Annotated in this window: 21 protein-coding genes; 12 read left to right on the forward strand and 9 right to left on the reverse strand. The window is 65.2% G+C overall.

Annotated features, from left to right (window positions below; genetic code table 11):
* Positions 1 to 13 precede the first annotated feature (13 nt).
* The 3 genes from K5H97_RS27955 to K5H97_RS27965 are packed head-to-tail and all read left to right on the forward strand — an operon-like array spanning position 14 to position 3,692.
* Positions 14 to 1,837, forward strand: a complete 1,824-nt coding sequence (locus K5H97_RS27955) for a sensor histidine kinase (protein ID WP_028689190.1) — start codon at positions 14 to 16, stop codon at positions 1,835 to 1,837.
* Positions 1,834 to 3,240, forward strand: coding sequence for a sigma-54-dependent transcriptional regulator (locus K5H97_RS27960; protein WP_028689191.1), 1,407 nt, complete (start codon positions 1,834 to 1,836; stop codon positions 3,238 to 3,240). Before K5H97_RS27955 ends, K5H97_RS27960 begins: the two co-directional genes overlap by 4 nt.
* Positions 3,237 to 3,692: a thioesterase domain-containing protein gene (locus K5H97_RS27965; RefSeq protein WP_028689192.1), complete on the forward strand. Its 456-nt coding sequence runs from the start codon at positions 3,237 to 3,239 to the stop codon at positions 3,690 to 3,692. The genes K5H97_RS27960 and K5H97_RS27965 overlap by 4 nt, the downstream gene beginning before the upstream one ends.
* A 131-nt stretch (positions 3,693 to 3,823) precedes the next feature.
* Here the strand turns inward: K5H97_RS27965 and cysQ are convergent, their stop codons facing one another.
* Both cysQ and nudE read right to left on the reverse strand, forming a co-directional pair.
* Complete coding sequence (gene cysQ, locus K5H97_RS27970) at positions 3,824 to 4,657, reverse strand: 3'(2'),5'-bisphosphate nucleotidase CysQ (protein ID WP_028689193.1); 834 nt, start codon at positions 4,655 to 4,657, stop codon at positions 3,824 to 3,826.
* Entirely contained in the window at positions 4,654 to 5,220 is a 567-nt protein-coding gene (gene nudE, locus K5H97_RS27975; RefSeq protein WP_028689194.1) for an ADP compounds hydrolase NudE, read from the reverse strand. Before nudE ends, cysQ begins: the two co-directional genes overlap by 4 nt.
* A gap of 64 nt (positions 5,221 to 5,284) precedes the next feature.
* On the opposite strand from nudE, the gene yrfG reads away from it, so the two are divergent.
* Positions 5,285 to 5,947 (forward strand): GMP/IMP nucleotidase, encoded by a 663-nt coding sequence (gene yrfG, locus K5H97_RS27980; protein ID WP_036985805.1) that lies wholly within the window; start codon positions 5,285 to 5,287, stop codon positions 5,945 to 5,947.
* 44 nt (positions 5,948 to 5,991) lie between these two features.
* Here the strand turns inward: yrfG and lysM are convergent, their stop codons facing one another.
* The gene (gene lysM / locus K5H97_RS27985) at positions 5,992 to 6,432 is read right to left on the reverse strand and encodes a peptidoglycan-binding protein LysM (protein WP_028689196.1); all 441 of its coding nucleotides are present in this window, start codon (positions 6,430 to 6,432) and stop codon (positions 5,992 to 5,994) included.
* Between the two features lie 175 nt (positions 6,433 to 6,607).
* On the opposite strand from lysM, the gene fdhD reads away from it, so the two are divergent.
* The 5 genes from fdhD to K5H97_RS28010 all read left to right on the forward strand — a co-directional run bounded on the left by fdhD (position 6,608) and on the right by K5H97_RS28010 (position 12,316).
* Positions 6,608 to 7,435 (forward strand): formate dehydrogenase accessory sulfurtransferase FdhD, encoded by an 828-nt coding sequence (gene fdhD / locus K5H97_RS27990; RefSeq protein WP_028689197.1) that lies wholly within the window; start codon positions 6,608 to 6,610, stop codon positions 7,433 to 7,435.
* Positions 7,436 to 7,443: 8 nt separating this feature from the next.
* Positions 7,444 to 9,789: an FdhF/YdeP family oxidoreductase gene (locus K5H97_RS27995; protein WP_028689198.1), complete on the forward strand. Its 2,346-nt coding sequence runs from the start codon at positions 7,444 to 7,446 to the stop codon at positions 9,787 to 9,789.
* 253 nt (positions 9,790 to 10,042) lie between these two features.
* The gene (locus tag K5H97_RS28000; protein ID WP_028689199.1) at positions 10,043 to 10,522 is read left to right on the forward strand and encodes a glycine zipper domain-containing protein; all 480 of its coding nucleotides are present in this window, start codon (positions 10,043 to 10,045) and stop codon (positions 10,520 to 10,522) included.
* A gap of 209 nt (positions 10,523 to 10,731) precedes the next feature.
* Positions 10,732 to 11,541, forward strand: coding sequence for a CheR family methyltransferase (locus tag K5H97_RS28005; protein WP_028689200.1), 810 nt, complete (start codon positions 10,732 to 10,734; stop codon positions 11,539 to 11,541).
* Between the two features lie 118 nt (positions 11,542 to 11,659).
* Complete coding sequence (locus K5H97_RS28010; protein ID WP_028689201.1) at positions 11,660 to 12,316, forward strand: response regulator; 657 nt, start codon at positions 11,660 to 11,662, stop codon at positions 12,314 to 12,316.
* On the opposite strand, the gene K5H97_RS28015 is transcribed toward K5H97_RS28010, so the two are convergent.
* The 3 genes from K5H97_RS28015 to hslO all read right to left on the reverse strand — a co-directional run bounded on the left by K5H97_RS28015 (position 12,306) and on the right by hslO (position 15,580).
* Positions 12,306 to 12,740, reverse strand: a complete 435-nt coding sequence (locus tag K5H97_RS28015; protein ID WP_028689202.1) for an acyl-CoA thioesterase — start codon at positions 12,738 to 12,740, stop codon at positions 12,306 to 12,308. The genes K5H97_RS28010 and K5H97_RS28015 overlap by 11 nt on opposite strands.
* A gap of 216 nt (positions 12,741 to 12,956) precedes the next feature.
* Complete coding sequence (locus K5H97_RS28020) at positions 12,957 to 14,498, reverse strand: phosphoenolpyruvate carboxykinase (protein WP_028689203.1); 1,542 nt, start codon at positions 14,496 to 14,498, stop codon at positions 12,957 to 12,959.
* 179 nt (positions 14,499 to 14,677) lie between these two features.
* Complete coding sequence (gene hslO, locus K5H97_RS28025) at positions 14,678 to 15,580, reverse strand: Hsp33 family molecular chaperone HslO (protein ID WP_028689204.1); 903 nt, start codon at positions 15,578 to 15,580, stop codon at positions 14,678 to 14,680.
* 108 nt (positions 15,581 to 15,688) lie between these two features.
* On the opposite strand from hslO, the gene K5H97_RS28030 reads away from it, so the two are divergent.
* Positions 15,689 to 16,489 (forward strand): phosphatase PAP2 family protein, encoded by an 801-nt coding sequence (locus K5H97_RS28030; protein ID WP_028689205.1) that lies wholly within the window; start codon positions 15,689 to 15,691, stop codon positions 16,487 to 16,489.
* Between the two features lie 30 nt (positions 16,490 to 16,519).
* On the opposite strand, the gene K5H97_RS28035 is transcribed toward K5H97_RS28030, so the two are convergent.
* Positions 16,520 to 16,921: an RNA-binding S4 domain-containing protein gene (locus tag K5H97_RS28035; protein ID WP_028689206.1), complete on the reverse strand. Its 402-nt coding sequence runs from the start codon at positions 16,919 to 16,921 to the stop codon at positions 16,520 to 16,522.
* A gap of 109 nt (positions 16,922 to 17,030) precedes the next feature.
* Here K5H97_RS28035 and rimB point away from each other — a divergent pair, with 109 nt between their 5' ends.
* Both rimB and rimK read left to right on the forward strand, forming a co-directional pair.
* Complete coding sequence (rimB, locus tag K5H97_RS28040; RefSeq protein ID WP_028689207.1) at positions 17,031 to 17,513, forward strand: retropepsin-like aspartic endopeptidase RimB; 483 nt, start codon at positions 17,031 to 17,033, stop codon at positions 17,511 to 17,513.
* Entirely contained in the window at positions 17,510 to 18,415 is a 906-nt protein-coding gene (gene rimK / locus K5H97_RS28045; RefSeq protein ID WP_011531656.1) for a 30S ribosomal protein S6--L-glutamate ligase, read from the forward strand. Before rimB ends, rimK begins: the two co-directional genes overlap by 4 nt.
* 44 nt (positions 18,416 to 18,459) lie before the next feature.
* Here rimK and K5H97_RS28050 read toward each other — a convergent pair whose 3' ends face one another.
* Both K5H97_RS28050 and ompR read right to left on the reverse strand, forming a co-directional pair.
* A complete protein-coding gene (locus tag K5H97_RS28050) occupies positions 18,460 to 19,773 on the reverse strand; it encodes an ATP-binding protein (protein WP_028689208.1) in 1,314 nt (437 codons plus the stop codon).
* Positions 19,774 to 19,867: 94 nt separating this feature from the next.
* Positions 19,868 to 20,608: an osmolarity response regulator transcription factor OmpR gene (gene ompR / locus K5H97_RS28055; RefSeq protein WP_028689209.1), complete on the reverse strand. Its 741-nt coding sequence runs from the start codon at positions 20,606 to 20,608 to the stop codon at positions 19,868 to 19,870.
* Between the last annotated feature and the right edge of the window lie 185 nt (positions 20,609 to 20,793).

The following is a 20,793-nucleotide window of genomic DNA, read 5'->3' on the forward strand; positions in this document are numbered from 1 at the left end:
CGCCCTTATCGTAATGATCCCAAGACCCACGCCTCCCCGCCGCCCCCGCCGCCCCCGCTGGCGCAGCCTGGCCCTGCTGGCGCTGTGCCTGGCCCCGCTGCTGTGGCCATTGCACCACCTGGCCGAGCGCTACTACCAGGACGAGCTGGCGTCGCAGAACCGCCAGACCCTCGACCTCTACGTCGCCAACCTGCTGGGCACCCTGCACCGCTACGAGACCCTGCCGCAAATCCTCGGTGACCTGCCAGCGCTGCGTGGCGTGCTGGCCGACCCGTTTCGTCTCGAGGCGGTGACCAACGCCAACCGCCTGCTCAAACACATCACCCAGCAGACCGGCGCCGAGGTGATGTACCTGATGGATGTCAGCGGCAACACCCTGGCCGCCTCCAACTGGGACAAGCAGGACAGTTTCGTCGGCCGCAATTTCTCGTTCCGCCCCTACTTCATCGAAGCAATGGAAGGCCACCTGGGGCGCTTCTTCGGCCAGGGCACCACCTCGGCCAAGCGCGGCTACTTCTTCGCTGCCGCCGTGCACGACCGCGACAAGGTGATCGGCGTGCTGGTGGTCAAGGTCGACCTCGACCACACCGAGACCCTCTGGGGCCGCACCCCGGAACAATTGCTGCTGACCGACCAGAACGGCGTGGTGGTGCTCACCTCGCGCCCGGACTGGCGGTTCCGCGCCACCCGCGAGCTGACCGCGGCCGAGCGCCAGGCCATCGTCGCCATCCAGCCCTACCCGACCCAGGCGCCACAGCCGCTGACCCTCGACCAGGCCGCCTGGCTGATCCAGACCCGCGACATCAAGGAAACCGGCTGGCAGGTGAGCATCCTTGCCCCGCGCCTGCTGGTCGATCGCTCGGTGCAGACGGTCATGGCCATCGGCGGCGGCGCGCTGCTGGTGACCATGCTCCTGGCCGGCTTGGTGATGCAGCGCCGCCGCCACTACATCGACCGCATCGACTTCGAGGCCCGTGCCCGCCAGGAACTGGAGCACCGCGTGATCGAACGTACCGCCGACCTCGAAGGCCTCAACACCCGGCTCAAGAGCGCGGTGCTCGAACGCGAAAACGCCCAGCAGGAGCTGGTACGCGCCCAGGACGAGCTGGTCCAGGCCGGTAAGCTGTCGGTGCTCGGCACCATGTCGGCGAGCATCAGCCACGAGCTCAACCAGCCGCTGGCGGCCATCCGCAGCTACGCCGAGAATGCCGAGATCCTCCTCGATCATCAGCGCACCGAGGACGTACGCGGCAACCTCAAGCTGATCGGCGAGCTGACCGGGCGCATGGCCTCGATCATCGCCCACCTGCGCGCCTTCGCCCGCCGCGACCAGCACGCACCGGAAAGCGTGGCCCTGCAACCGGCCCTGGACGACGCCCTCGCGCTGCTGGCCAAGCGCCGCCGGGCCATGGCCGTCGAGCTGGTGCGCGACCTGCCGGAAGCCACTCTGTGGGTGCAAGCGGGCGAAACACGCCTGCGCCAGGTGCTGGGCAACCTGCTGGCCAACGCCCTCGATGCCCTCACCGAGAAGGCCAACCCACGCCGGCTGTGGCTGAGTGCCGAACGCCAGGATGACTGCGTCTACCTGTACATCCGCGACAATGGCCCCGGTTTCAGCCGCCAGGCCCTGGAGCATGCCAAGGAGCCGTTCTTCACCACCAAGACCCGCACCCAGGGCCTGGGGCTGGGGCTGGCCATCTGCGAAAGCCTGATGCATGCACTGGGCGGTGAGCTGCTGCTGGGCAACCACCCGGAAGGCGGTGCCCTGCTGACGCTGAAACTGCGCGTGGCCAAGCCTGGCGCCAATCTGCAATCTTCGGAGGACACCTCGGCATGACCGAGACACTGATCGACAGCCGCGCCCAGGTGCTCCTGGTCGACGACGACCCGCACCTGCGCCAGGCGCTGAGCCAGACCCTGGACCTGGCCGGGCTCAAGGTGGTGGCCCTGGCCGACGCCCAGGGTCTGGCCGGGCGCATCGAGGAAGACTGGCCGGGAGTGGTGGTCAGCGATATCCGCATGCCCGGCATCGATGGCCTGCAACTGCTGGAACAACTGCATGCCCGCGACAGCGAACTGCCGGTGCTGCTGATCACCGGCCACGGCGATGTGCCGCTGGCGGTGCAGGCCATGCGCGCCGGGGCCTACGACTTCCTCGAAAAACCCTTCGCCAGCGACGCCCTGCTCGACAGCGTGCGCCGCGCCCTGGCCCTGCGCCGCCTGGTGCTGGACAACCGCAGCCTGCGCCTGGCCCTGAGCGACCGCCAGCAATTGGCCACGCGCCTGGTCGGCCAGTCGCCGGGCATGCAGCGCCTGCGCGAGCAGATCGGCGCCCTCGCCGGCACCCGCGCCGACGTGTTGATCCTCGGTGAGACCGGCGCCGGCAAGGAGGTGGTGGCCCGTGCCCTGCACGACCTGTCGAGCCGCCGCGACGGCCCGTTCGTGGCGATCAACGCCGGCGCCCTGGCCGAGTCTGTGGTCGAGAGCGAGCTGTTCGGCCACGAGCCCGGGGCGTTCACCGGCGCGCAGAAACGCCGGATCGGCAAGTTCGAGTTCGCCAACGGCGGCACGCTGTTCCTCGACGAGATCGAGAGCATGAGCCTGGACGTGCAGGTCAAGCTGCTGCGCCTGCTGCAGGAACGGGTGGTCGAACGCTTGGGCGGCAACCAACTGATCCCGCTGGATATCCGCATCATCGCCGCGACCAAGGAAGACCTGCGCCAGGCCGCCGACCAGGGCCGCTTCCGCGCCGACCTGTACTACCGCCTCAATGTCGCGCCGCTGCGCATCCCCGCGTTGCGCGAGCGCGGCGACGACATCCTCGTGCTGTTCCAGCACTTCGCCGACGCCGCCAGCGAGCGCCACGGCCTGCCGCCCCACAGCCTGCAACCGGCGCAGCGCGCCATGCTCCTGCGCCACGACTGGCCGGGCAATGTGCGCGAACTGCAGAACGCCGCCGAACGCTTCGCCCTGGGCCTGGAGCTAGCCCTCGATGGCCAGGTGCCCATGGCGCCCCCTGACATCCAGGTGGCCGTGCCGACCGGCAATCTCAGCGAACAGGTCGAGCAGTTCGAACGCTCGCTGATCGCCGCCGAACTGGGCCAACCGCACAACTCGATGCGCAGCCTCGCCGAAGCCCTCGGCATCCCGCGCAAGACCCTGCACGACAAACTGCGCAAGCACGGCCTGAGCTTCGACGGCGGTGGCGGGCACGACGACCAGGAGGAAAACCGTCCATGAGCACCGACAGCCAGTACCTGCAATCGGTATTGCACAGTGATATTCCGTTGACCCGCGACATGGGGATGGAAGTCCTCGATTGGCAACAGCATTGCCTGCGCCTGAAGCTGCCGCTGGCGCCCAACGTCAACCACAAGAGCACCATGTTCGGCGGCAGCTTGTACTGCGGCGCGGTGCTGGTCGGCTGGGGCTGGCTGCACCTGCGCCTGCGCGAGCTGGGGATCGATGACGGGCATATCGTCATCCAGGAAGGGCAGATCAGTTATCCGCTGCCGGTGACCGGCACAGCGGTGGCACAGTGCCCGGCGCCGGACGAGAAAACCTGGGCGCGGTTCCTGACGATGTACCAGCGTCGCGGGCGGGCGCGGCTGACACTGGAGACGGTGGTGAGCAACGAGGGGAACGACGAGCCTGCCGTGAAATTCAGTGGCCAGTACGTTTTGCATCGCTGAAGGCTTGGGAGCGCTTCACACCCCTTTCCGACCGGTCCGACGCCTCGGCAAGGCCGCTCGTACAGGGAAACGTGATCCCCTGTAGGAGCGGCCTTGTGTCGCGATGGGCTGCAAAGCAGCCCGCGGCTATCTCAAACTCGGATCGCGCCTGCCAGCTCGACCAGCGCCTGCCGCCAGCCGGCAGCCTTGGGCAACGCCAGGAAAAACGGATTGAGCAACGACTCCCGCGCCGGATACCGGAACGGCAACCCATCCAGCCCGATCACCTCGCCCCCGGCCCCTTCCAGCACGCCCTGCGCAGCTGCGGTATCCCACTGAGAAGTCGGCGCCAAGCGCGGATAACAGTCGGCGCTGCCTTCGGCCAGCAGGCAGAACTTCAGTGAACTGCCGATATTGGCCAGTTCCAGCTCACCCACTGCGCCACTCAGCCCGGCCAGCAGGGCCTCCTGTTGCGGGCTGGAATGCCGGCGGCTGGCGACGACGGTGAACTTCGCCCCCTGCGCCGGCGCGTTGCGCACCTGGATCGGCTGCGCGACACCCTCACGCTCCATACGCCAGGCCCCCAGGTCGCGGCCACCGAAATAGCAGCGGCCATTGGTCGGCATTGCCACCACCCCGAATACCACCTCACCGTTCTCGATCAACGCGATATTGACGGTGAACTCCTCGCTACCGGCGATGAACTCCTTGGTGCCATCCAGCGGGTCGACCAGCCACCAGCGCTGCCAGCCTTGGCGGGTGGCCAGCGGGATCTCGCAGTCTTCCTCGGACAGCACCGGTATCTGCGGTGCCAGCGCTTGCAAACCATCCGCGATCACCCGATGAGCCGCCAGGTCGGCAGCGGTCACCGGCGAATCGTCGGCCTTGCTGGTCACCGCCACATCGGCGCGCCAGAACGGCAGGATCGCCTCGCCGGCCAAGCGGGCGAGCGCCACCACGTCCTGCATCAACTGCCGATCGTTCATACGCTCAATACCCCACGCTGGATCAGCAGGTCGCGGGCCAGGTACAACGCCGCCAGCGCCCGACCTTCGGTGAACTGCGGGTGCATGGCCAACGCCGAAAGCTCACGCAGGTTGACCTTGTCGACCCGCATCGGCTCGGGCTCGTCGCCCTCCAGGCGCTCTTCGTACAGGTCCGAGGCCAGCACCACCTGGATCTTCTGGCTCATGTAGCCGGGCGACAGCGACAGCTCGGTGAGGTGCTCCAGCTGGCGCGCGCCGAACCCAGCCTCTTCCTTGAGCTCCCGGTCGGCGGCAGCCAGCACGTCCTCGCCCGGCTCGATCAGGCCCTTGGGCAGGGACAGCTCGTACTCATCAGTGCCGCCGCAATATTCCTCGACCAGCACCGCGTGCTCGGTATCGAGCATGGCCACGATCATCACCGCGCCATAACCGTTGCCACGGCCGACCAATCGCTCGTAGGTGCGCTCGGTGCCGTTGGAAAAGCGCAACTGCACGGCTTCGACCCGGAACAGGCGGCTGCTGGCGACGATCTCGCGGCTGAGAACGGTGGGTTTCTGGCGCATGGGGCGGCTCCTTGGCGTGAACGGGTTACTATACCGTGGCTAGCCGACTGATCGAGAATTTCCCATGCCCGTTCTTCCCTGGTCCGCCATCGATACCGTCCTGCTGGACATGGACGGTACTCTGCTCGACCTGCACTACGACAACCGCTTTTGGCTGGACCACCTGCCCCAGCGCTACGCCGAGCTGCACGGCGTGAGCCGGGCCATGGCCGAGCTCGAGCTGCACCCGCTGTTCGAGCGGCATGCCGGCACGCTCAACTGGTACTGCCTGGATTTCTGGAGCCGTGAACTGCGCCTGCCGATCCGCGAGCTGAAACAGGAGATCGCCGACCTCATCGCCCTCAAGCCGGATGCCGACACTTTCCTGGCAGCCGTGCGCAAGGCGGGCAAGCGGGTGGTGATGATCACCAATGCGCACCGCGACTCGCTGTCGCTGAAACTGGAGCGGGTGGAACTGGCGCCGTATTTCGAACGGCTGATCAGCTCACATGACTACGGCTATCCGAAGGAGAGTCCGCAGTTCTGGGATGCCTTGCAGGCGGACATCGGTTTTGAACCGGCGCGCAGCCTGTTCATCGATGACACTTTGGCGATTCTGCGCAGTGCCCGGCGATTTGGTGTTGGGCACCTGCTGGCTGTACGCCAGCCTGACAGTCAGGCCGGGCCGAGGGACACACAGGAATTTGCCGCTGTTGAGGACTATCGGGCGTTGCTGGCGGGGCTATAGGCCCGCGCCCACCAGCGTGGGAGCGGGCTTGCCCCAAGATGTGATCAATCAGGAATACGCAGCACCTGCCCCGGATAGATCTTGTTGGGGTCCTTCAGCATCGGTTTGTTCGCCTCGAAGATCTTCTGGTACTTGTTGGCATCACCATAGACCCGCTTGGAAATGGCACTGAGGGTGTCACCTTTCTCGACCTCAACGAACCGGGCAGCCTGGGCCACCGGGCCGGTGACGGTGATCTGGTCATCCACCGAGGCCACCCCTGCGATATTGCCGGCAGCCAGGATGATCTTCTCCTTCTCCTCCTGGCTGGCAACCTCACCCTTGAGAATGACCTTGTCACCCTCTACAGTGGCCGAGATGTTCGGGTTGCCCAGACCCACGTCCTGGACATGCTTCTTCAACTGTTCCTCGGCATTGGCATTGCCCGGCGTCAGCAGGTCGATCAACTTCTCGCCGGCTTCCTTCACGAAACTGAACAGGCTCATGTGGCGCTCCTTTGATGGTGAATCCATGGAAGCAGGAGTCTAGGCCAGGATCATCCATCCCGCCCCGCTGCGACCAATCGACGCGCTCTATCACGACATAGACGCTAGCGATTAGACGCCATCGGCACAGGGGCCTAGGCTTGTGGGGTCAAACTGCCAGCCGGTATTCGCCCCGATGAACAGCAAGCCACCGGTCTGCGCGGCGTCCACGCCTCTTGCCCTGCCCGCCGCCAGCAACACCTATGACTACGTCCAGCTAACCGACACGGCCCACGACAGCACCCCGCTGGCCGAGGAAGTAGCGCTGGCCATCGTCTACAACGGCCTGAACCAGGCGGTGATGCTGGTCAGCCCGACCGACCTGGAAGACTTCGCCGTCGGTTTCAGCGTGGGCAGCGGCATCGTCGCCGGTACCGAGGAAATCTACGATGTGAAGCTCTCCGGCAGCGGTTCAGCGCTGTATGCCGACCTGGAGATCTCCAGCCGTGCCTTCTGGAACCTGAAGAACCAGCGCCGTCAACTGGCCGGCACCAGCGGCTGCGGCCTGTGCGGCGTCGAGGCCCTGGAGCAGGCTTTGCCCGAGCTGGACGCGCTGCCCGGGGCGCCGCTGCCGCCCGCGCACTGGCTGAAAGACTTGCGCCAGCGCATCGATGCCTTCCAGCCCCTTGGCCAGCATTGTGGCGCGGTACACGCTGCGCTGTTCATGGACCGCGAAGGCCAGTTGCTGCTGGGCCGCGAAGACATCGGCCGGCACAACGCCCTGGACAAACTGATCGGCGCCCTGCTGCGCCAGCGCATCGACACCGCAGGCGGCCTGGCCATCGTCACCAGCCGCTGCAGCCTGGAGCTGATCCAGAAAGTCCTTCGCGCCGGCATCCAGACCCTGGTCAGCCTCTCGGCACCCACGGGCCTGGCCCTGCAATGGGCGCGCAAGCACAACCTCAACCTCATCCATCTGCCCAAACACAGCGCACCGCGGGTGTTCAGCCCAGCGGCGGAGTAGCAACAGCCGTGACCTCCTACGAAAAACTGCCAGACAACGCCCCCGCCTCCACCCCTCGCTACAAGCCCTACCCCGGCCCCGCCGGCGGTTGGGGGGCGCTGCGCAGCGTGGCCAAGGCCTGGGTGGGCAGCGACAACGCCCTGAAGAACATCCGCGCCCTGCTCAAGACCAACCAGAACGGCGGTTTCGACTGCCCTGGGTGCGCCTGGGGTGACTCGCCCGAGAGCGGCATGGTCAAGTTCTGCGAGAACGGCGCCAAGGCGGTCAACTGGGAGGCCACCAAGCGCCGCGTCGATGCGGCGTTCTTCGCCCGCTACAGCGTCAGCGCGCTGCTCGAACAGAGCGACTACTGGCTCGAATACCAGGGCCGCCTGACCGAGCCGATGGTCTACGACCCGGTCACCGACCGTTACCGCCCGATCGACTGGGACGCGGCATTCGCCCTGATCGCCCGGCACCTGAACAACCTGTCCAGCCCTGACCAGGCGGAGTTCTATACCTCCGGCCGGGCCAGCAACGAGGCGGCGTACCTGTACCAGCTGTTCGTGCGCGCCTACGGCACCAACAACTTTCCCGACTGCTCGAACATGTGCCACGAAGCCAGCGGCGTGGCCCTCGGCCAGAGCGTCGGCGTGGGCAAGGGCACGGTCACCTACGACGACTTCGAGCACGCCGACGCGATCTTCGTCTGGGGCCAGAACCCTGGCACCAACCACCCGCGCATGCTCGACCCGCTGCGTGACGCGGTCAAGCGCGGCGCCCAGGTGGTCTGTGTCAACCCGCTCAAGGAGCGTGGCCTGGAGCGCTTCCAGCATCCGCAGAACCCGCTGGAAATGCTGACCAACACTGACCGCCCGACCAACACGGCATTCTTCCGACCGGCCCTGGGCGGCGACATGGCGCTGCTGCGCGGCATGGCCAAGTTCCTGCTGCAGTGGGAGCGTGAAGCCCAGGCCAAGGGCGAGCCGGCGATCTTCGACCACGCCTTCATCGCCGAGCACGGCCATGGCGTGGACGAGTACCTGGCGGTGGTCGATGCCACTTCGTGGGAGCAGATTCAGGCGCAATCGGGCCTGACCCTCGCCGACATAGAACTGTCGGCGCGCATGTACTGCAAGGGCAAACGGGTGATCATGTGCTGGGCCATGGGCATCACCCAGCACCGCCATTCGGTGCCGACCATCCAGGAAATCGTCAACCTGATGCTGCTGCGCGGCAACCTCGGCGTGCCGGGCGCCGGCCTGTGCCCGGTGCGCGGCCACAGCAACGTGCAGGGCGACCGCACCATGGGCATCAACGAACGCCCGCCGGTGTTCCTGCTCGACGCCCTCGAAAAGCGCTTCGGCTTCCCGGTGCCGCGCCACAACGGCCACAACACCGTCGAGGCGATCCACGCCATGCTCGACGGCCGAGCCAAGGTGTTCATCGGTCTGGGCGGCAACTTCGCCCAGGCCACGCCGGACACCGAACGCACCGCGCAGGCGCTGCGCAATTGCGAGTTGACCGTGCACATCAGCACCAAGCTCAACCGCAGCCACCTGGTCCACGGCAAGCAGGCGCTGATCCTGCCGTGCCTGGGCCGTACCGATATCGACCTGCAGGGCGAAGGCCCGCAGGCGGTAACGGTGGAGGACTCGTTCAGCATGGTCCACGCCTCCAACGGCCAGCTCAAGCCGCTGTCGCGGCAGATGCGCTCGGAGCCGGCCGTGGTCGCCGGTATCGCCGCCGCCACCCTGGGCAAGCAACCGGTGGACTGGCACTGGTTGGTGGCCGACTACGACCGCATCCGCGACCTGATCGCCGACACCATTCCCGGCTTTGCCGACTTCAATGAACGCCTGCGCCTGCCCGGCGGCTTCTACCTGGGCAACAGCGCCGGCAGCCGCCAGTGGAAGACCGCCAGCGGCCGTGCCAACTTCAAGGCCAACCTGCTGCCCGACAGCCTGCTCGACGAACGCGTGCGCGCCAGCGGCCAGGTGCCGGACCTGATCATGCAGTCGATGCGTTCGCACGATCAGTACAACACCACCATCTATGGCATGGACGACCGCTACCGCGGCGTGCGCGGCCAGCGCGACGTGCTGTTCGTCAACGAAGCCGACATCATCCGCCTGGGCTTCCAACCGGGGCAGAAAGTCGACATCGTGTCGCTGTGGGGCGATGACCATGTACGCCGGGTGCAGGGCTTCACCCTGCTGGCGTTCGATATTCCCGCCGGCCAGGCGGCGGCCTACTACCCCGAGGTAAACCCGCTGGTGCCGCTGGAAAGCATCGGCGACGGCAGCCATACGCCGACGTCGAAGTTCATCGCCATCAAGCTGGAACGAGCGCGGGACGACGGGCGCATCATCTGAGCAAGATTGGGCTAGGCGCGCTCCTACAGGGGGCAAGCGCAGATCCCGAGCACCTGCCCACAAAAAAGCCCTGTTCCGCAATGGTTCAGGGCTTCGTCATAAATAGCTCAGACAGCCGAAATTCGCAAAAGTTTCATACATAATTCAATAACTTAGAGAATTGTGTACAACTCGTGCTACTCGTCGGATTCCGATTGCCAGCCGCCTCGGCGAGCCTCAAATTCCGCTTCGTCATCCCTCTGAGGCTCTCTTGATGAAGAAGTACTCCTCGATTCTGTTGTTGTCTTTTGGTCTGCTCAGCGGCGTTGCCATGGCAGGCGGCACCACCGAAGCCGGCATTGGCGGCGCATTGGGTGGGGTACTGGGCTCCGTGGTGGGCAACTCCATCGGCGGTAGCACCGGCGGCGCCATCGGTGCCGGCCTGGGCGGCGCGGCCGGCGGTGCGTTGGGCGCCGACAAGCGCCAGCGCGGCGAGGCCGCCATCGGTGGCGCGCTGGGTGCAGCAGGCGGCAACGTGGTGGGTCGCTCCATGGGCGGCACCACCGGCAGCTACATCGGCGCGGCCGCCGGTGGTGGCGCCGGTGGCGCACTGGGCAACTACATGGGCAACAAGGCCGACGAAGATGAACGCCACGAGCGTCGCTACCGTCGCGACTACGACGATCGCCGCTACTACGACCGTGGCCACCACTATGGCCATCGCAAGCACAAGCGCCACTGGCGCCACGACTGATCGCCAGGCTTACGCCTGAAACCTAAGGCCCTGCCCTCATCGGCAGGGCCTTTTCGTTTGTATACCCGCCAGAGGATTAGGGGCTGCCCCGATATGGAGGCCACTTGCCACTAGTTATCATCGTCGTTTCGATCAAGCACAGGACGCAGGGAATGCGCACGATCATTACCGCCCCCATCTGCCTGCCACGGGCCAGGAGAGGCTGAAGGATGCCAGGCCGCCGCCCGCCACTGCTCGGCGAAGCCAGCTTTGCGTCGATTCGCCAACGGGTCGTGCAGGCCACCGGCGTGCAACTGGCCGACGACCGCCGTGCCGTGGTCGCGGCACGCCTGCACAAGCGCCTCAAGGCCTTGGGCCTTCCCGACTTCGAACACTATCTCGCCCTGCTCGACGGCCCCCACGGCGCGGGCGAACGCGAGCACCTGCTGCGCCTGCTGGTCGCCCATGACAGCTACTTCTTTCGCGAGCATCGTCATTTCGAATGCCTGGCCCGCTGGCTGGCCGAGCTCGACCACCCCGCACGCCTGTGGAGCGCCGCCTGCGCCACCGGGGAAGAAGCCTGGAGCCTGGCCATGGTCGCCGCCGAAAACGCCCGCCATCCCGACTGGCAGGTGCTGGCGAGCGACTTCAACGCGCAACTGCTGGAAACCGCCGCTGCCGGCATCTACGACATCGCCCAGGCACGCTACTTTCCCGAAGGCTGGCTGGCCCGCCACGGCCTGTGCGGGGTAGGCGAGATGACCGGTCGACTGCGGGTCTCGGCGGCCCTGCGCAAGCAGGTGCGCTTCGAAGCGCTCAACCTGATCCGGCCCCTGCCCGAACAGCTCGGCAGCTTCGACGTCATCCTGTTGCGCAACCTGTTGTCGAACCTGGCGCCACGGTACAAGAACGAGGTACTCCAGCGCCTGCTGGCACACCTGCGCCCCGGTGGCCTGATGATCATCGGTCACAGCGAGAGCGTCCATGCCCTGGGCCTGCCCCTGCGTCCACTACTGCCGTCGGTGTTCGAACGCCTATGATAAGAGGCACTGCCGTGCCCATCGGCAGACAAGGACTGATCGCGCAACCGCGCGGCAGTGCGCTTCCGGATCGAGCAGGCCTGCCGCCCCCCTTCCCTTGCGAAACAGGCCCTTATTCATGCCTTGCCGAATCCTGCTTGCCGATCACTCGCCGCTCTTCCGCGCCGGCCTGCGTGCCCTGCTTGAACAGAAGAAAGATTTCGTCGTGGTGGGCGACACCGGCGATGCCATGACAGCCGTGAGCCTCGCGGAAAAACTCAAGCCGGACATCGTGGTGCTCGACATGAGCGGCGAGCTGGACAGCCAGCAGGCCCTGCAGGAGCTGTTCATCCGCGCGCCAGCCTGCCGGGTACTGATGTTTTCGCCACGCTCGGAGCTCGAGCATGTGATGAGCTGCCTGCAGCTGGGCGCCCATGGCTTCCTGCTCAAGAGCGCCACGGTGAGCGAGCTGGAACAAGCCCTGCAGACCCTGCGCGGAGGCGGCCAGTACCTGTCGTCGGCGGTACTGCCGATGGTCATCGGCCAGGCCCTGAAACACAGCCGCAAGCGCGTCGTCAGCCAGGTGCAGACACCGCCGCTGACCAACCGCCAGCTGGAGATCCTGCGCCTGATCGCCCGAGGCGAGACCACCCGCTCCATCGCCGACGGCCTGGGCCTTAGCATCAAGACCGTCGAGGCCCATCGCTCGCAGATCATGCACCGCCTGCAGATCCACGACGTGCCCGGCCTGGTGCTGTTCGCCGTGCGCGAGGGGATCATTCGCCTCAACGATTGAGCGACAGCCCGGCGAGGATCAGCTGCAGCGTCTCCGACAGCGCCACCGGACGTCCCGAGGCCCGCTCGACGAATACCTGCACCACGCTCCCCGCCGCGCAGGCTTCGGCCTCGCCCGGGCGGAACAGCGCCAGGCGGAACTCCACGGTGCTGCCTGCCAGGCGCGTCACGCCCAGGCCCACCTCGAGCACGTCGGGAAATCCCGGCAAGGCGAAGAAGTCCGCCGCCGAACTCACGACGAAGCCGGCCAGCTCACCGTCGCGCAGGTCCAGTTCGGCCTGTTCGACCAGGAAGGCCTGGATGGCGGTTTCGAAGAAGGCATGCACGGTGGCGCCGGCGAGGTGACCGTTGTGGTCGTTGTCCTGCGGACGGGTGAGGATGGGGTGGAAATGGGAGAAGGCGGAGCGTTGGGGGGATTCTGTCATAAGGCATCTGCTTTCTGGTGGGTGCCCTGCAAGTGAAACAGATTCTGGCCTTGCTGTATTGATGCAGCAATCCAGCAGACCTTCAGGAACGGCGTGTAAATCCTATAGAAGCTGGCTTTCCCTGCGATAGCCTCAGTAGACACAGCACCCAAAGCAGGCTTTCAAATACGAAAAAGCCGCCCCGAAGGGCGGCTTTTCATCCGAACCGGCTCCAGCTTACAGCTGCGGACCAGCGGCCTTGATGGCGTCGGAAACGTCGAACTTCTTGAAGTTCTCGGTGAACAGCGTGGCCAGGCCCTTGGCGGCTTCGTCGTAGGCAGCCTTGTCAGCCCAGGTGTTGCGCGGGTTGAGCAGCTCGGTCTCGACGCCTGGAACAGCCTTCGGCACGTCCAGGTTGATGATGTCCAGGTGCTCGGTCTCGGCACCGATCAGGGCGCCGCTCTGGATGGCAGCGATCACGCCACGGGTGGTCGGGATGCTGAAGCGCTTGCCGACGCCGTAGCCACCACCGGTCCAGCCGGTATTGACCAGGTAGACCTTCGAACCGAACGCCTTGATGCGCTTGATCAGCAGCTCGGCGTAGACACCGGCTGGGCGCGGGAAGAACGGTGCGCCGAAGCAGGTAGAGAAGGTCGACTTGATGCCGCCGCCCGAACCCATTTCGGTGGAACCGACCAGCGCGGTGTAGCCGGACAGGAAGTGGTAGGCCGCCTGCTCGTTGTTCAGGATCGACACCGGAGGCAGTACGCCGGTCAGGTCGCAGGTCAGGAAGATGACCGCGTTCGGCTCGCCGCCCAGGTTCTCTGCCGAGACCTTCTCGACGTGCGCCAGCGGGTAGGCGGCACGACTGTTCTGGGTCAGGCTCACGTCGGCGTAGTCGGCGTGCTTGTTGGCGTCGATCACGACGTTCTCCAGTACCGCGCCGTGCTTGATGGCTTTCCAGATGACCGGCTCGTTCTTCTCGGAGAGGTCGATGCACTTGGCATAGCAACCACCTTCGATGTTGAAGACCACGCCCTCGCCCCAGCCGTGCTCGTCGTCACCGATCAGGTAACGGCTTTCGTCGGCCGACAGGGTGGTCTTGCCGGTGCCGGACAGACCGAAGAACAGGGTGACGTCACCCGCTTCGCCGATGTTGGCGGCGCAGTGCATCGGCAGCACGTCGGCGGCCGGCAGCAGGAAGTTCTGCACCGAGAACATGGCCTTCTTCATTTCGCCGGCGTAACGCATGCCGGCGATCAGCACCTTCTTCTGGGCGAAGTTGATGATCACGCAGCCATCGGAGTTGGTGCCGTCACGCTCAGGCACGCACTCGAAGTTGGCGACGTTGAGGATCTGCCATTCGCCACGGCCAGCCGGGTTGTACTGCTCGGGGTTGATGAACAGGCAACGGCCGAACAGGTTCTGCCAGGCGGTCTGGGTAGTCATCTTGACCGGCAGGTAGTGTTCGGCCGCAGCGCCTACGTGAACGTAGGAAACGAAGTGATCCTGGGCGTTGTTGAACGCCTCGACGCGGTCCCACAGGGCATCGAACTTGTCGGCCGGGAACTTGCGGTTGATCGGGCCCCAGCCAATCTGGTCCTGGGTGGAAGGTTCTTCGACGATGAAACGGTCAGCCGGCGAACGGCCGGTGCGGTGACCGGTTTCCACCACCAGCGCGCCAGTATCGGCCAGCACGCCTTCACCGCGGGACAGCGCTTCTTTTACCAGCTCATCGACGCTCAGGTCGGTGTACACGGTGTTGTTGGCTTGCGTCATGAGATACCCCATCCGGCCCGAGGCCGAGTGCTCCAAACGTTTTGTAGTCGTCTCGAAAAAACTACTACAGCGAAAAAAGTGGCCGGATTATGCCAGAAACGCCCAAAAAAAGTAGGCCCCTCCTGTCAGAACTGCGTTTTTGCGCAATTCGACAGGAGATTATCCTGTAGTGAACCGTTTCAGTGCTGAGTTTCTGATGGGGCCTCGGTACCGCCACCGGCAAACAATTGCGCCACATCGCTTGCATCGAAGAGATAGCGTTCGTTGCAGAACTGGCAATCGATCTCGACCCGGCCGCCGCATTCGGCCACCAGCGCCTTGGCATCCTGCTCGCCGAGGCTGACCAAGGCGTTGCCGGAACGCTCGCGCGAGCAACTGCAACGGAAGCGTAGCGGCTGGATATCGAACAGGCGAACCGCGTCCTCATGGTACAGGCGGTGCAGCACGGTTTCGTTGTCCAGGCCGAGCAGTTCATCGACCTTCACGGTGTTGGCCAGCGCCTTGACATGGGCCCAGCTTTCCTCGCGCTCCTCGCTGTCCTTGTGGATCTCGGCCGGCAGCTGCTGCACCAGCAGACCACGGGCGCGGGCGCCATCGGCGGCCAGGGAGATGCAGGTGTTCACTTGCTGCGACATGACGAAGTAATTGGTGAAGCACTCCGACAGGTCCTTGCCGTCCAGCTCGACAGTGCCCTGGTAACGCTGGCCGTTGACCGGAATGATGGTCAACACCAGGTGACCACCCGGCATCAGGTCGGCAAGGCCGGCATCCGCCTTGATCTGGTCGGCCTCGTAGCGCGCCAGGCCACGGATGTCGTGCTCGCTGGTGTACTCGATGGCCAGCAGCGGCACCGGGCCCTGGGACTGCGCCTGGAGTACCAGCAACCCGTCGAACTTCAGGGTGCCGACCAACAGCGCGGCGGCGGCCATCAGTTCACCGAGCAGATGCTTTACCGGCTGCGGGTAGTCGTGCTTGGCCAACACCTCGGCGTAGCTGCGTTCCAGCGCGACCATCTCGCCGCGCACATCGCGGTCGTCGAACAGGAAGCGTTGGGTGAAATCGGTATCTGGCAAGTCGCTCATGGTTGTCTGGCTTTCTAAAAATGATTACAAAATAATTACAGGAGACTGAAAGGTCCGTCGCAGAGCGCTCAGAAAGCACTCATAACCCGCTGGATATCGAGGTATTTTATGGATAATCGACCACTGTTCCAAGCAAGGTGGTCTTGGGGACCGTTGGCAGCCTGCACCCTGTTGCCCGTCGCACTACTGTGTTTCTGGTTGTGGCCCGTTGGCCAGATCCTGTGCCTGACTTTCGACGAGTGGCTGTTCCACAGCCTCAATGCGCCACTGGCCGACAACCTGATCTGGCGGTCGATCTGGGCAGTCGGCAGCCTACGCCCGTTCGACATCCTGGTCGGGCTGATCATGTTGTCGCTGCTGATTCGCGGTGATTGGGTATTCAAGGCCACCCAGGTGCGCCAGGCGTTCTTCGGCTTCCTGGTCACCCTACTCCTCTTAGTGGTGATTCGCGCGCTGTTTTCCAAGTGGGTCAGCGCAATGGGCTGGCAACACAACAGCCCATCGATGGTGTTCGACAACGCCGTGCACCTGAGCGACTTCTACCCGCACCTGGAAGCGAAGTGGGAATTGAAGGACCGCTCCAGCCAGAGCTTCCCGGGTGACCACGCCTCGGTGCTGCTGATCTGGGCGCTGTTCATGAGCCTGTTCAGCCGCCGCCTGGCGCAGCACCTGGTGATCTGGGCGCTGGCCTTGCTGTTCATGCTGCCGCGCCTGGTGGCCGGCGCCCATTGGGGGCAGGACGACTACATCGGCGGTTTGTTGATGGCGGTCCTGGCGCTGGGCTGGAGCTGCCACACGCCCCTGGCGGCCACGGCCAGCGCGGCGCTGGTGCGGTGGACGTCGCCACTGTTCGGTTGGCTCGGCAAGCTGCCGCTGGTCGGACGGATGAGCGTGGTTCGCGCTGCCTGATTGATCACAGGGGCCGCTTTGCGGTCCCTTTCATTCGAAGCTGCCATGCAGTTGATGAATCTGCCGCCGCTGCTTCTTGTTCGGTCGCCCGTCGGTGGTCATGCCCAGGGCGCCGGCCTTGCGCATCTCGGCCGCCTGCTCGCGGCGCTTCACGCTTTCAGCCGTCTCCTCGTAGAGCAGCTGCGCCTCCGGCGCCCCGCGCCGCACCAACGACAGCGCCTTGACCACCACGGTGCGCTCGTCGAAACCGGTGCGCAGCACGAACTCGTCGCCCACCCGTGGCTCCTTGCCCGGCTTGCAGCGCTCACCCCGGCAGTGCACCTTGCCGCTTTCGATCGCCGCCTTGGCCAGGGCGCGGGTCTTGTAGAAGCGCGCCGCCCACAGCCATTTGTCCAGGCGTACCTTGTCATCGTCTTCAGGCTTTTGTGCCATGGTTTTTCCTCGAATTCTGTCTTTCACGGAACTGTACTACCGTGACTGACGGATGCAAAAAATCCGTGCCGTCATTACAGTTCATCTCCATATCCCCAGGGCACGCTTCGTGAAGACATTTGACCACCTGACTGTGATCGGCCTGCGCGAGTGGGTCGCCCTGCCCGAGCTGGGTGTCGCCGGCCTGCGCGCCAAGATCGACACCGGCGCCAGCACTTCTAGCCTGCACGCCACCGAGGTCGAACCGTTCGAGCGCGATGGCCAGCCATGGGTGCGCTTCACCGCGCACCTGGGCTCGGTGGTGCAGTTGCGCCACCGGCGTTGCGAGGCGCCACTGGTGACCATGAAGACCATCAAGAGCTCCAACGGCCAGGCCCAGATCCGCTACGTGATCCGTACGGCCCTGGCGCTCGGCGACCGGGTCTGGGAGGTCGAGTTCACCCTGGCCTGCCGCAAGAGCATGCGCTATCGGCTGCTGCTCGGCTCGAAGGCGCTCATCCATGGCCAGTTGGTGGTCAACCCAGGCCTTAAGTACGTCCAGGACAAACCGGCCTTCCCGGCCACCCTTTCCCCTGTCACAGGTGCTGCATGAAGATCGCTGTGCTGTCGCGCAATCCGCGTCTGTATTCCACCCGCCGCCTGGTCGAGGCCGGTACCCAGCGGGGCCACGAAGTGGTGGTGATCGACACGCTCCGGGCCTATATGAACATCGCCAGCCACAAGCCGCAGATCCATTACCGCGGCAAGCCGCTGGAGGGGTTCGATGCGGTGATCCCGCGCATTGGCGCATCGGTCACCTTCTATGGCTGCGCGGTGCTGCGCCAGTTCGAGATGATGGGCGTGTACCCGCTCAACGAGTCGGTGGCCATCGCCCGCTCCCGCGACAAGCTGCGCTCCCTGCAGCTGCTGTCTCGGCGCGGTATCGGCCTGCCGATCACCGGTTTCGCCCACTCGCCGGACGACATCCCCGACCTGATCCAGATGGTCAACGGCGCGCCGCTGGTGATCAAGGTGCTCGAAGGCACCCAGGGCATCGGCGTGGTGCTGTGCGAGACCACCAAGGCCGCCGAGTCGGTGATCGAGGCGTTCATGGGCCTGAAGCAGAACATCATGGTCCAGGAATACATCAAGGAGGCCGGGGGCGCCGATATCCGTTGCTTCGTGGTGGGCGACAAGGTGATCGCCTCGATGAAGCGCCAGGCCAAGCCGGGCGAATTTCGCTCAAACCTGCACCGCGGTGGCGTGGCCAGCCTGATCAAGATCACACCCGAAGAGCGCATGACCGCGATTCGCGCGGCGAAGGTCATGGGCCTGAGCGTGGCGGGCGTGGATATCCTGCGTTCCAATCACGGGCCGCTGGTGATGGAGGTGAACTCATCGCCTGGGCTGGAGGGTATCGAGGTGACCACCGGCAAGGACGTGGCCGGGATGATCATCGAGCACCTTGAGAAGAACAGCGGGCCGAATCAGACGCGGACCAAAGGCAAGGGCTGAGAGCGACATGATGTCGCGAAAGGGCCGCACAGCGGCCCCGGAAATCACACGGCGTTACGCGGCAGCAGCAACCCCAACGGCAACCTCACCCGTGCTTCAATGCCACCGCCAGAGCGGTTGCGCAATTCCACATTGCCGCCATGCTGCGCGGCGATACGCTTGACGATCGCCAGCCCAAGGCCGGTGCCCTTGCCACCCCGCGCCCGGTCGCCACGGATGAACGGGTTGAAGATGGTCTCCAGTTCCGACTCATCGATACCCGCGCCACGGTCCAGCACGCTGAGCACCACATACGGCGCGCTCTGGTCGCCCGACACATAGGCCGCCACCTCGACGCCCTTGCCAGCGTGATGCAGGGCGTTGCCAATCAGGTTGCCCAGCATGCGCTTGAGCGATACCCGACGCAGCGGGAACGGCGGAATCGGCTCCAGGCACAGCCGCACCTGCTCCTTGTGCTGGTTGTAGGGCGCCACCACTTCGTAGATCAGGTCGTTGAGGTCGACCTCCTCCACCGGTTCGTCGCGCCCGTCCCGAATGAACGCCAGGAACTGGTCGAGAATCGCGTCCATGTCCTCGATGTCGCGGACCATGTCCTCGCTGAGGTCACTGTCGTTGCCTATCAGCGACAGCGAAAGGCGCAGCCGGGTCAGCGGTGTGCGCAGGTCATGGGACACCCCGGCCAGCATCAGCTCACGCTCACGCCCGGCCTGCTCGACATCCTCGGCCATCTGGTTGAACGCGCGGTACACCTCGGTCATTTCGCTCGGGGTGTCGCTGATCGGCAGGCGCACGCTGCGCCCCTGGCCCAGCTGGCGGGCGGCGAACACCAGGCGCTTGAGCGGCTGGTTGAGCTGACGCACGAAGATCCAGGCCGATGCCGTGGACAACAGGCCGATAGCCAGGAACCAACCGAGCACGTTCCAGATCTTCTGCCCACGCAGCGGGTGCGGATACAGCGGCACCTTGAGCCAGCCCGGGCCCAGGCTGGGGGCATTGACCCACAGCGCGGGCGGCGCGTGGATGCGCAGGCGCACCTCGGTGTCATCGCCCAGTTCGGCCTGCATCTGGCGCTGGTAGATCTCGCTGTAAGGCCAGTGCTGCTCGCCCTCCGGCACGCCGGCGCCGGTCACGCGGATCAGGCCGGCCGCCTCGGCGATCTGGTCACGGTTCTCTTCATCCGCGGCCCAGTAGGCGCGCAGCGTCAGGGCCACGCCGTGGCTGTACTGGCGGTCGACCAGCACGTCTTCGTTCATCAGCAGGTACACGAGCGTCAATGCCTTGGAGAACAACACGACGATCAGCACCAGCCAGAGGGTGCGGGCGAAGAAGCTTTGTGGGAACCAGAGAGGCGTTTTCATCGATCAACTACTGTGCTGAAAAGGCCGGCCGTCACAGACGAAAACAGGGCGACCCGCGTGGGTCGCCCTGCTGCACCCTGACGAGCCGACAGGCTCATTTGCCGGCGTTTCCGTCCGGCACGAAGACGTAGCCCACACCCCATACGGTCTGAATGTAGCGTGGCTTGGACGGGTCGGGCTCGATCATCCGGCGCAGGCGCGAAATCTGCACATCGATGGAGCGCTCCAGGGCGTCCCACTCGCGGCCGCGGGCCAGGTTCATCAGCTTGTCGCGGGTCAGCGGCTCGCGGGCATGCATGACCAGGGCCTTGAGCACGGCAAACTCACCGGTGGTGAGCATGTGCGTTTCCTCGCCGCGCTTGAGTTCGCGGGTGGCCAGCGACAGCTCGTAGTCGCCGAAGGTGACGGTCTCTTCCTCGCTGCCCGGCGCGCCTGGCACGCTCGGGGACTGGCGGCGCAGCACGGCCTTGACCCGGGCCACCAGTTCGTCGGGGTTGAACGGCTTGGCCAGGTAGTCGTCGGCGCCCAGTTCCAGGCCCTTGATGCGGCTGAGCTCATCGCCCTTGGCGGTAAGCATGATAATCGGGATCTGGTTGTTCGACGCGCGCAGGCGCTTGCACGCGGACAGACCGTCCTCGCCCGGCAGCATCAGGTCGAGGACCACCAGGTTGAACACTTCACGGGCCAGCAGGCGGTCCATCTGTTCGACGTTGGGCACGGTGCGGACACGGAAGCCCTTGCTGGTGAAGAAACGGTCCAGCAGGCTGCTCAGGCCCGGGTCGTCGTCGACGATGAGAATCTTGTCGCCTTCGGCGGCGTTTGCGGTGCTGGTCATGAATAACTCCTCTGATATCGCCGCGCATTATGGCGTAGCCACTGCAGTGCGTGCCGTGTGCATTGTTAGCAGATTTTTCCCGGCATGCCACTGTCGCCCCGTCGTCGGCTGGCGCCGCGCCATCACCGCAAGCCCGGCGCGATGGGTATAATGCGCGGCTTTCACCCAGCGCCGCCGGGCCAGAT

Source organism: Pseudomonas mosselii (genome assembly GCF_019823065.1).
Taxonomy (GTDB): Bacteria; Pseudomonadota; Gammaproteobacteria; order Pseudomonadales; family Pseudomonadaceae; genus Aquipseudomonas; species Aquipseudomonas mosselii.

Coding starts and splice junctions, on each gene's coding strand:
- K5H97_RS28030 (WP_028689205.1), top strand. CDS start 15,689: ATGGATAATCGACCACTGTTCCAAGCAAGGTGGTCTTGGGGACCGTTG.
- K5H97_RS28015 (WP_028689202.1), bottom strand. CDS start 12,740: ATGACAGAATCCCCCCAACGCTCCGCCTTCTCCCATTTCCACCCCATC.
- ompR (WP_028689209.1), bottom strand. CDS start 20,608: ATGACCAGCACCGCAAACGCCGCCGAAGGCGACAAGATTCTCATCGTC.
- K5H97_RS27965 (WP_028689192.1), top strand. CDS start 3,237: ATGAGCACCGACAGCCAGTACCTGCAATCGGTATTGCACAGTGATATT.
- cysQ (WP_028689193.1), bottom strand. CDS start 4,657: ATGAACGATCGGCAGTTGATGCAGGACGTGGTGGCGCTCGCCCGCTTG.
- K5H97_RS27960 (WP_028689191.1), top strand. CDS start 1,834: ATGACCGAGACACTGATCGACAGCCGCGCCCAGGTGCTCCTGGTCGAC.
- lysM (WP_028689196.1), bottom strand. CDS start 6,432: ATGAGCCTGTTCAGTTTCGTGAAGGAAGCCGGCGAGAAGTTGATCGAC.
- rimK (WP_011531656.1), top strand. CDS start 17,510: ATGAAGATCGCTGTGCTGTCGCGCAATCCGCGTCTGTATTCCACCCGC.
- yrfG (WP_036985805.1), top strand. CDS start 5,285: ATGCCCGTTCTTCCCTGGTCCGCCATCGATACCGTCCTGCTGGACATG.
- hslO (WP_028689204.1), bottom strand. CDS start 15,580: ATGAGCGACTTGCCAGATACCGATTTCACCCAACGCTTCCTGTTCGAC.
- K5H97_RS28000 (WP_028689199.1), top strand. CDS start 10,043: ATGAAGAAGTACTCCTCGATTCTGTTGTTGTCTTTTGGTCTGCTCAGC.
- fdhD (WP_028689197.1), top strand. CDS start 6,608: ATGAACAGCAAGCCACCGGTCTGCGCGGCGTCCACGCCTCTTGCCCTG.
- K5H97_RS28005 (WP_028689200.1), top strand. CDS start 10,732: ATGCCAGGCCGCCGCCCGCCACTGCTCGGCGAAGCCAGCTTTGCGTCG.
- K5H97_RS28035 (WP_028689206.1), bottom strand. CDS start 16,921: ATGGCACAAAAGCCTGAAGACGATGACAAGGTACGCCTGGACAAATGG.
- K5H97_RS28020 (WP_028689203.1), bottom strand. CDS start 14,498: ATGACGCAAGCCAACAACACCGTGTACACCGACCTGAGCGTCGATGAG.
- K5H97_RS28050 (WP_028689208.1), bottom strand. CDS start 19,773: ATGAAAACGCCTCTCTGGTTCCCACAAAGCTTCTTCGCCCGCACCCTC.
- K5H97_RS27955 (WP_028689190.1), top strand. CDS start 14: ATGATCCCAAGACCCACGCCTCCCCGCCGCCCCCGCCGCCCCCGCTGG.
- nudE (WP_028689194.1), bottom strand. CDS start 5,220: ATGCGCCAGAAACCCACCGTTCTCAGCCGCGAGATCGTCGCCAGCAGC.
- K5H97_RS28010 (WP_028689201.1), top strand. CDS start 11,660: ATGCCTTGCCGAATCCTGCTTGCCGATCACTCGCCGCTCTTCCGCGCC.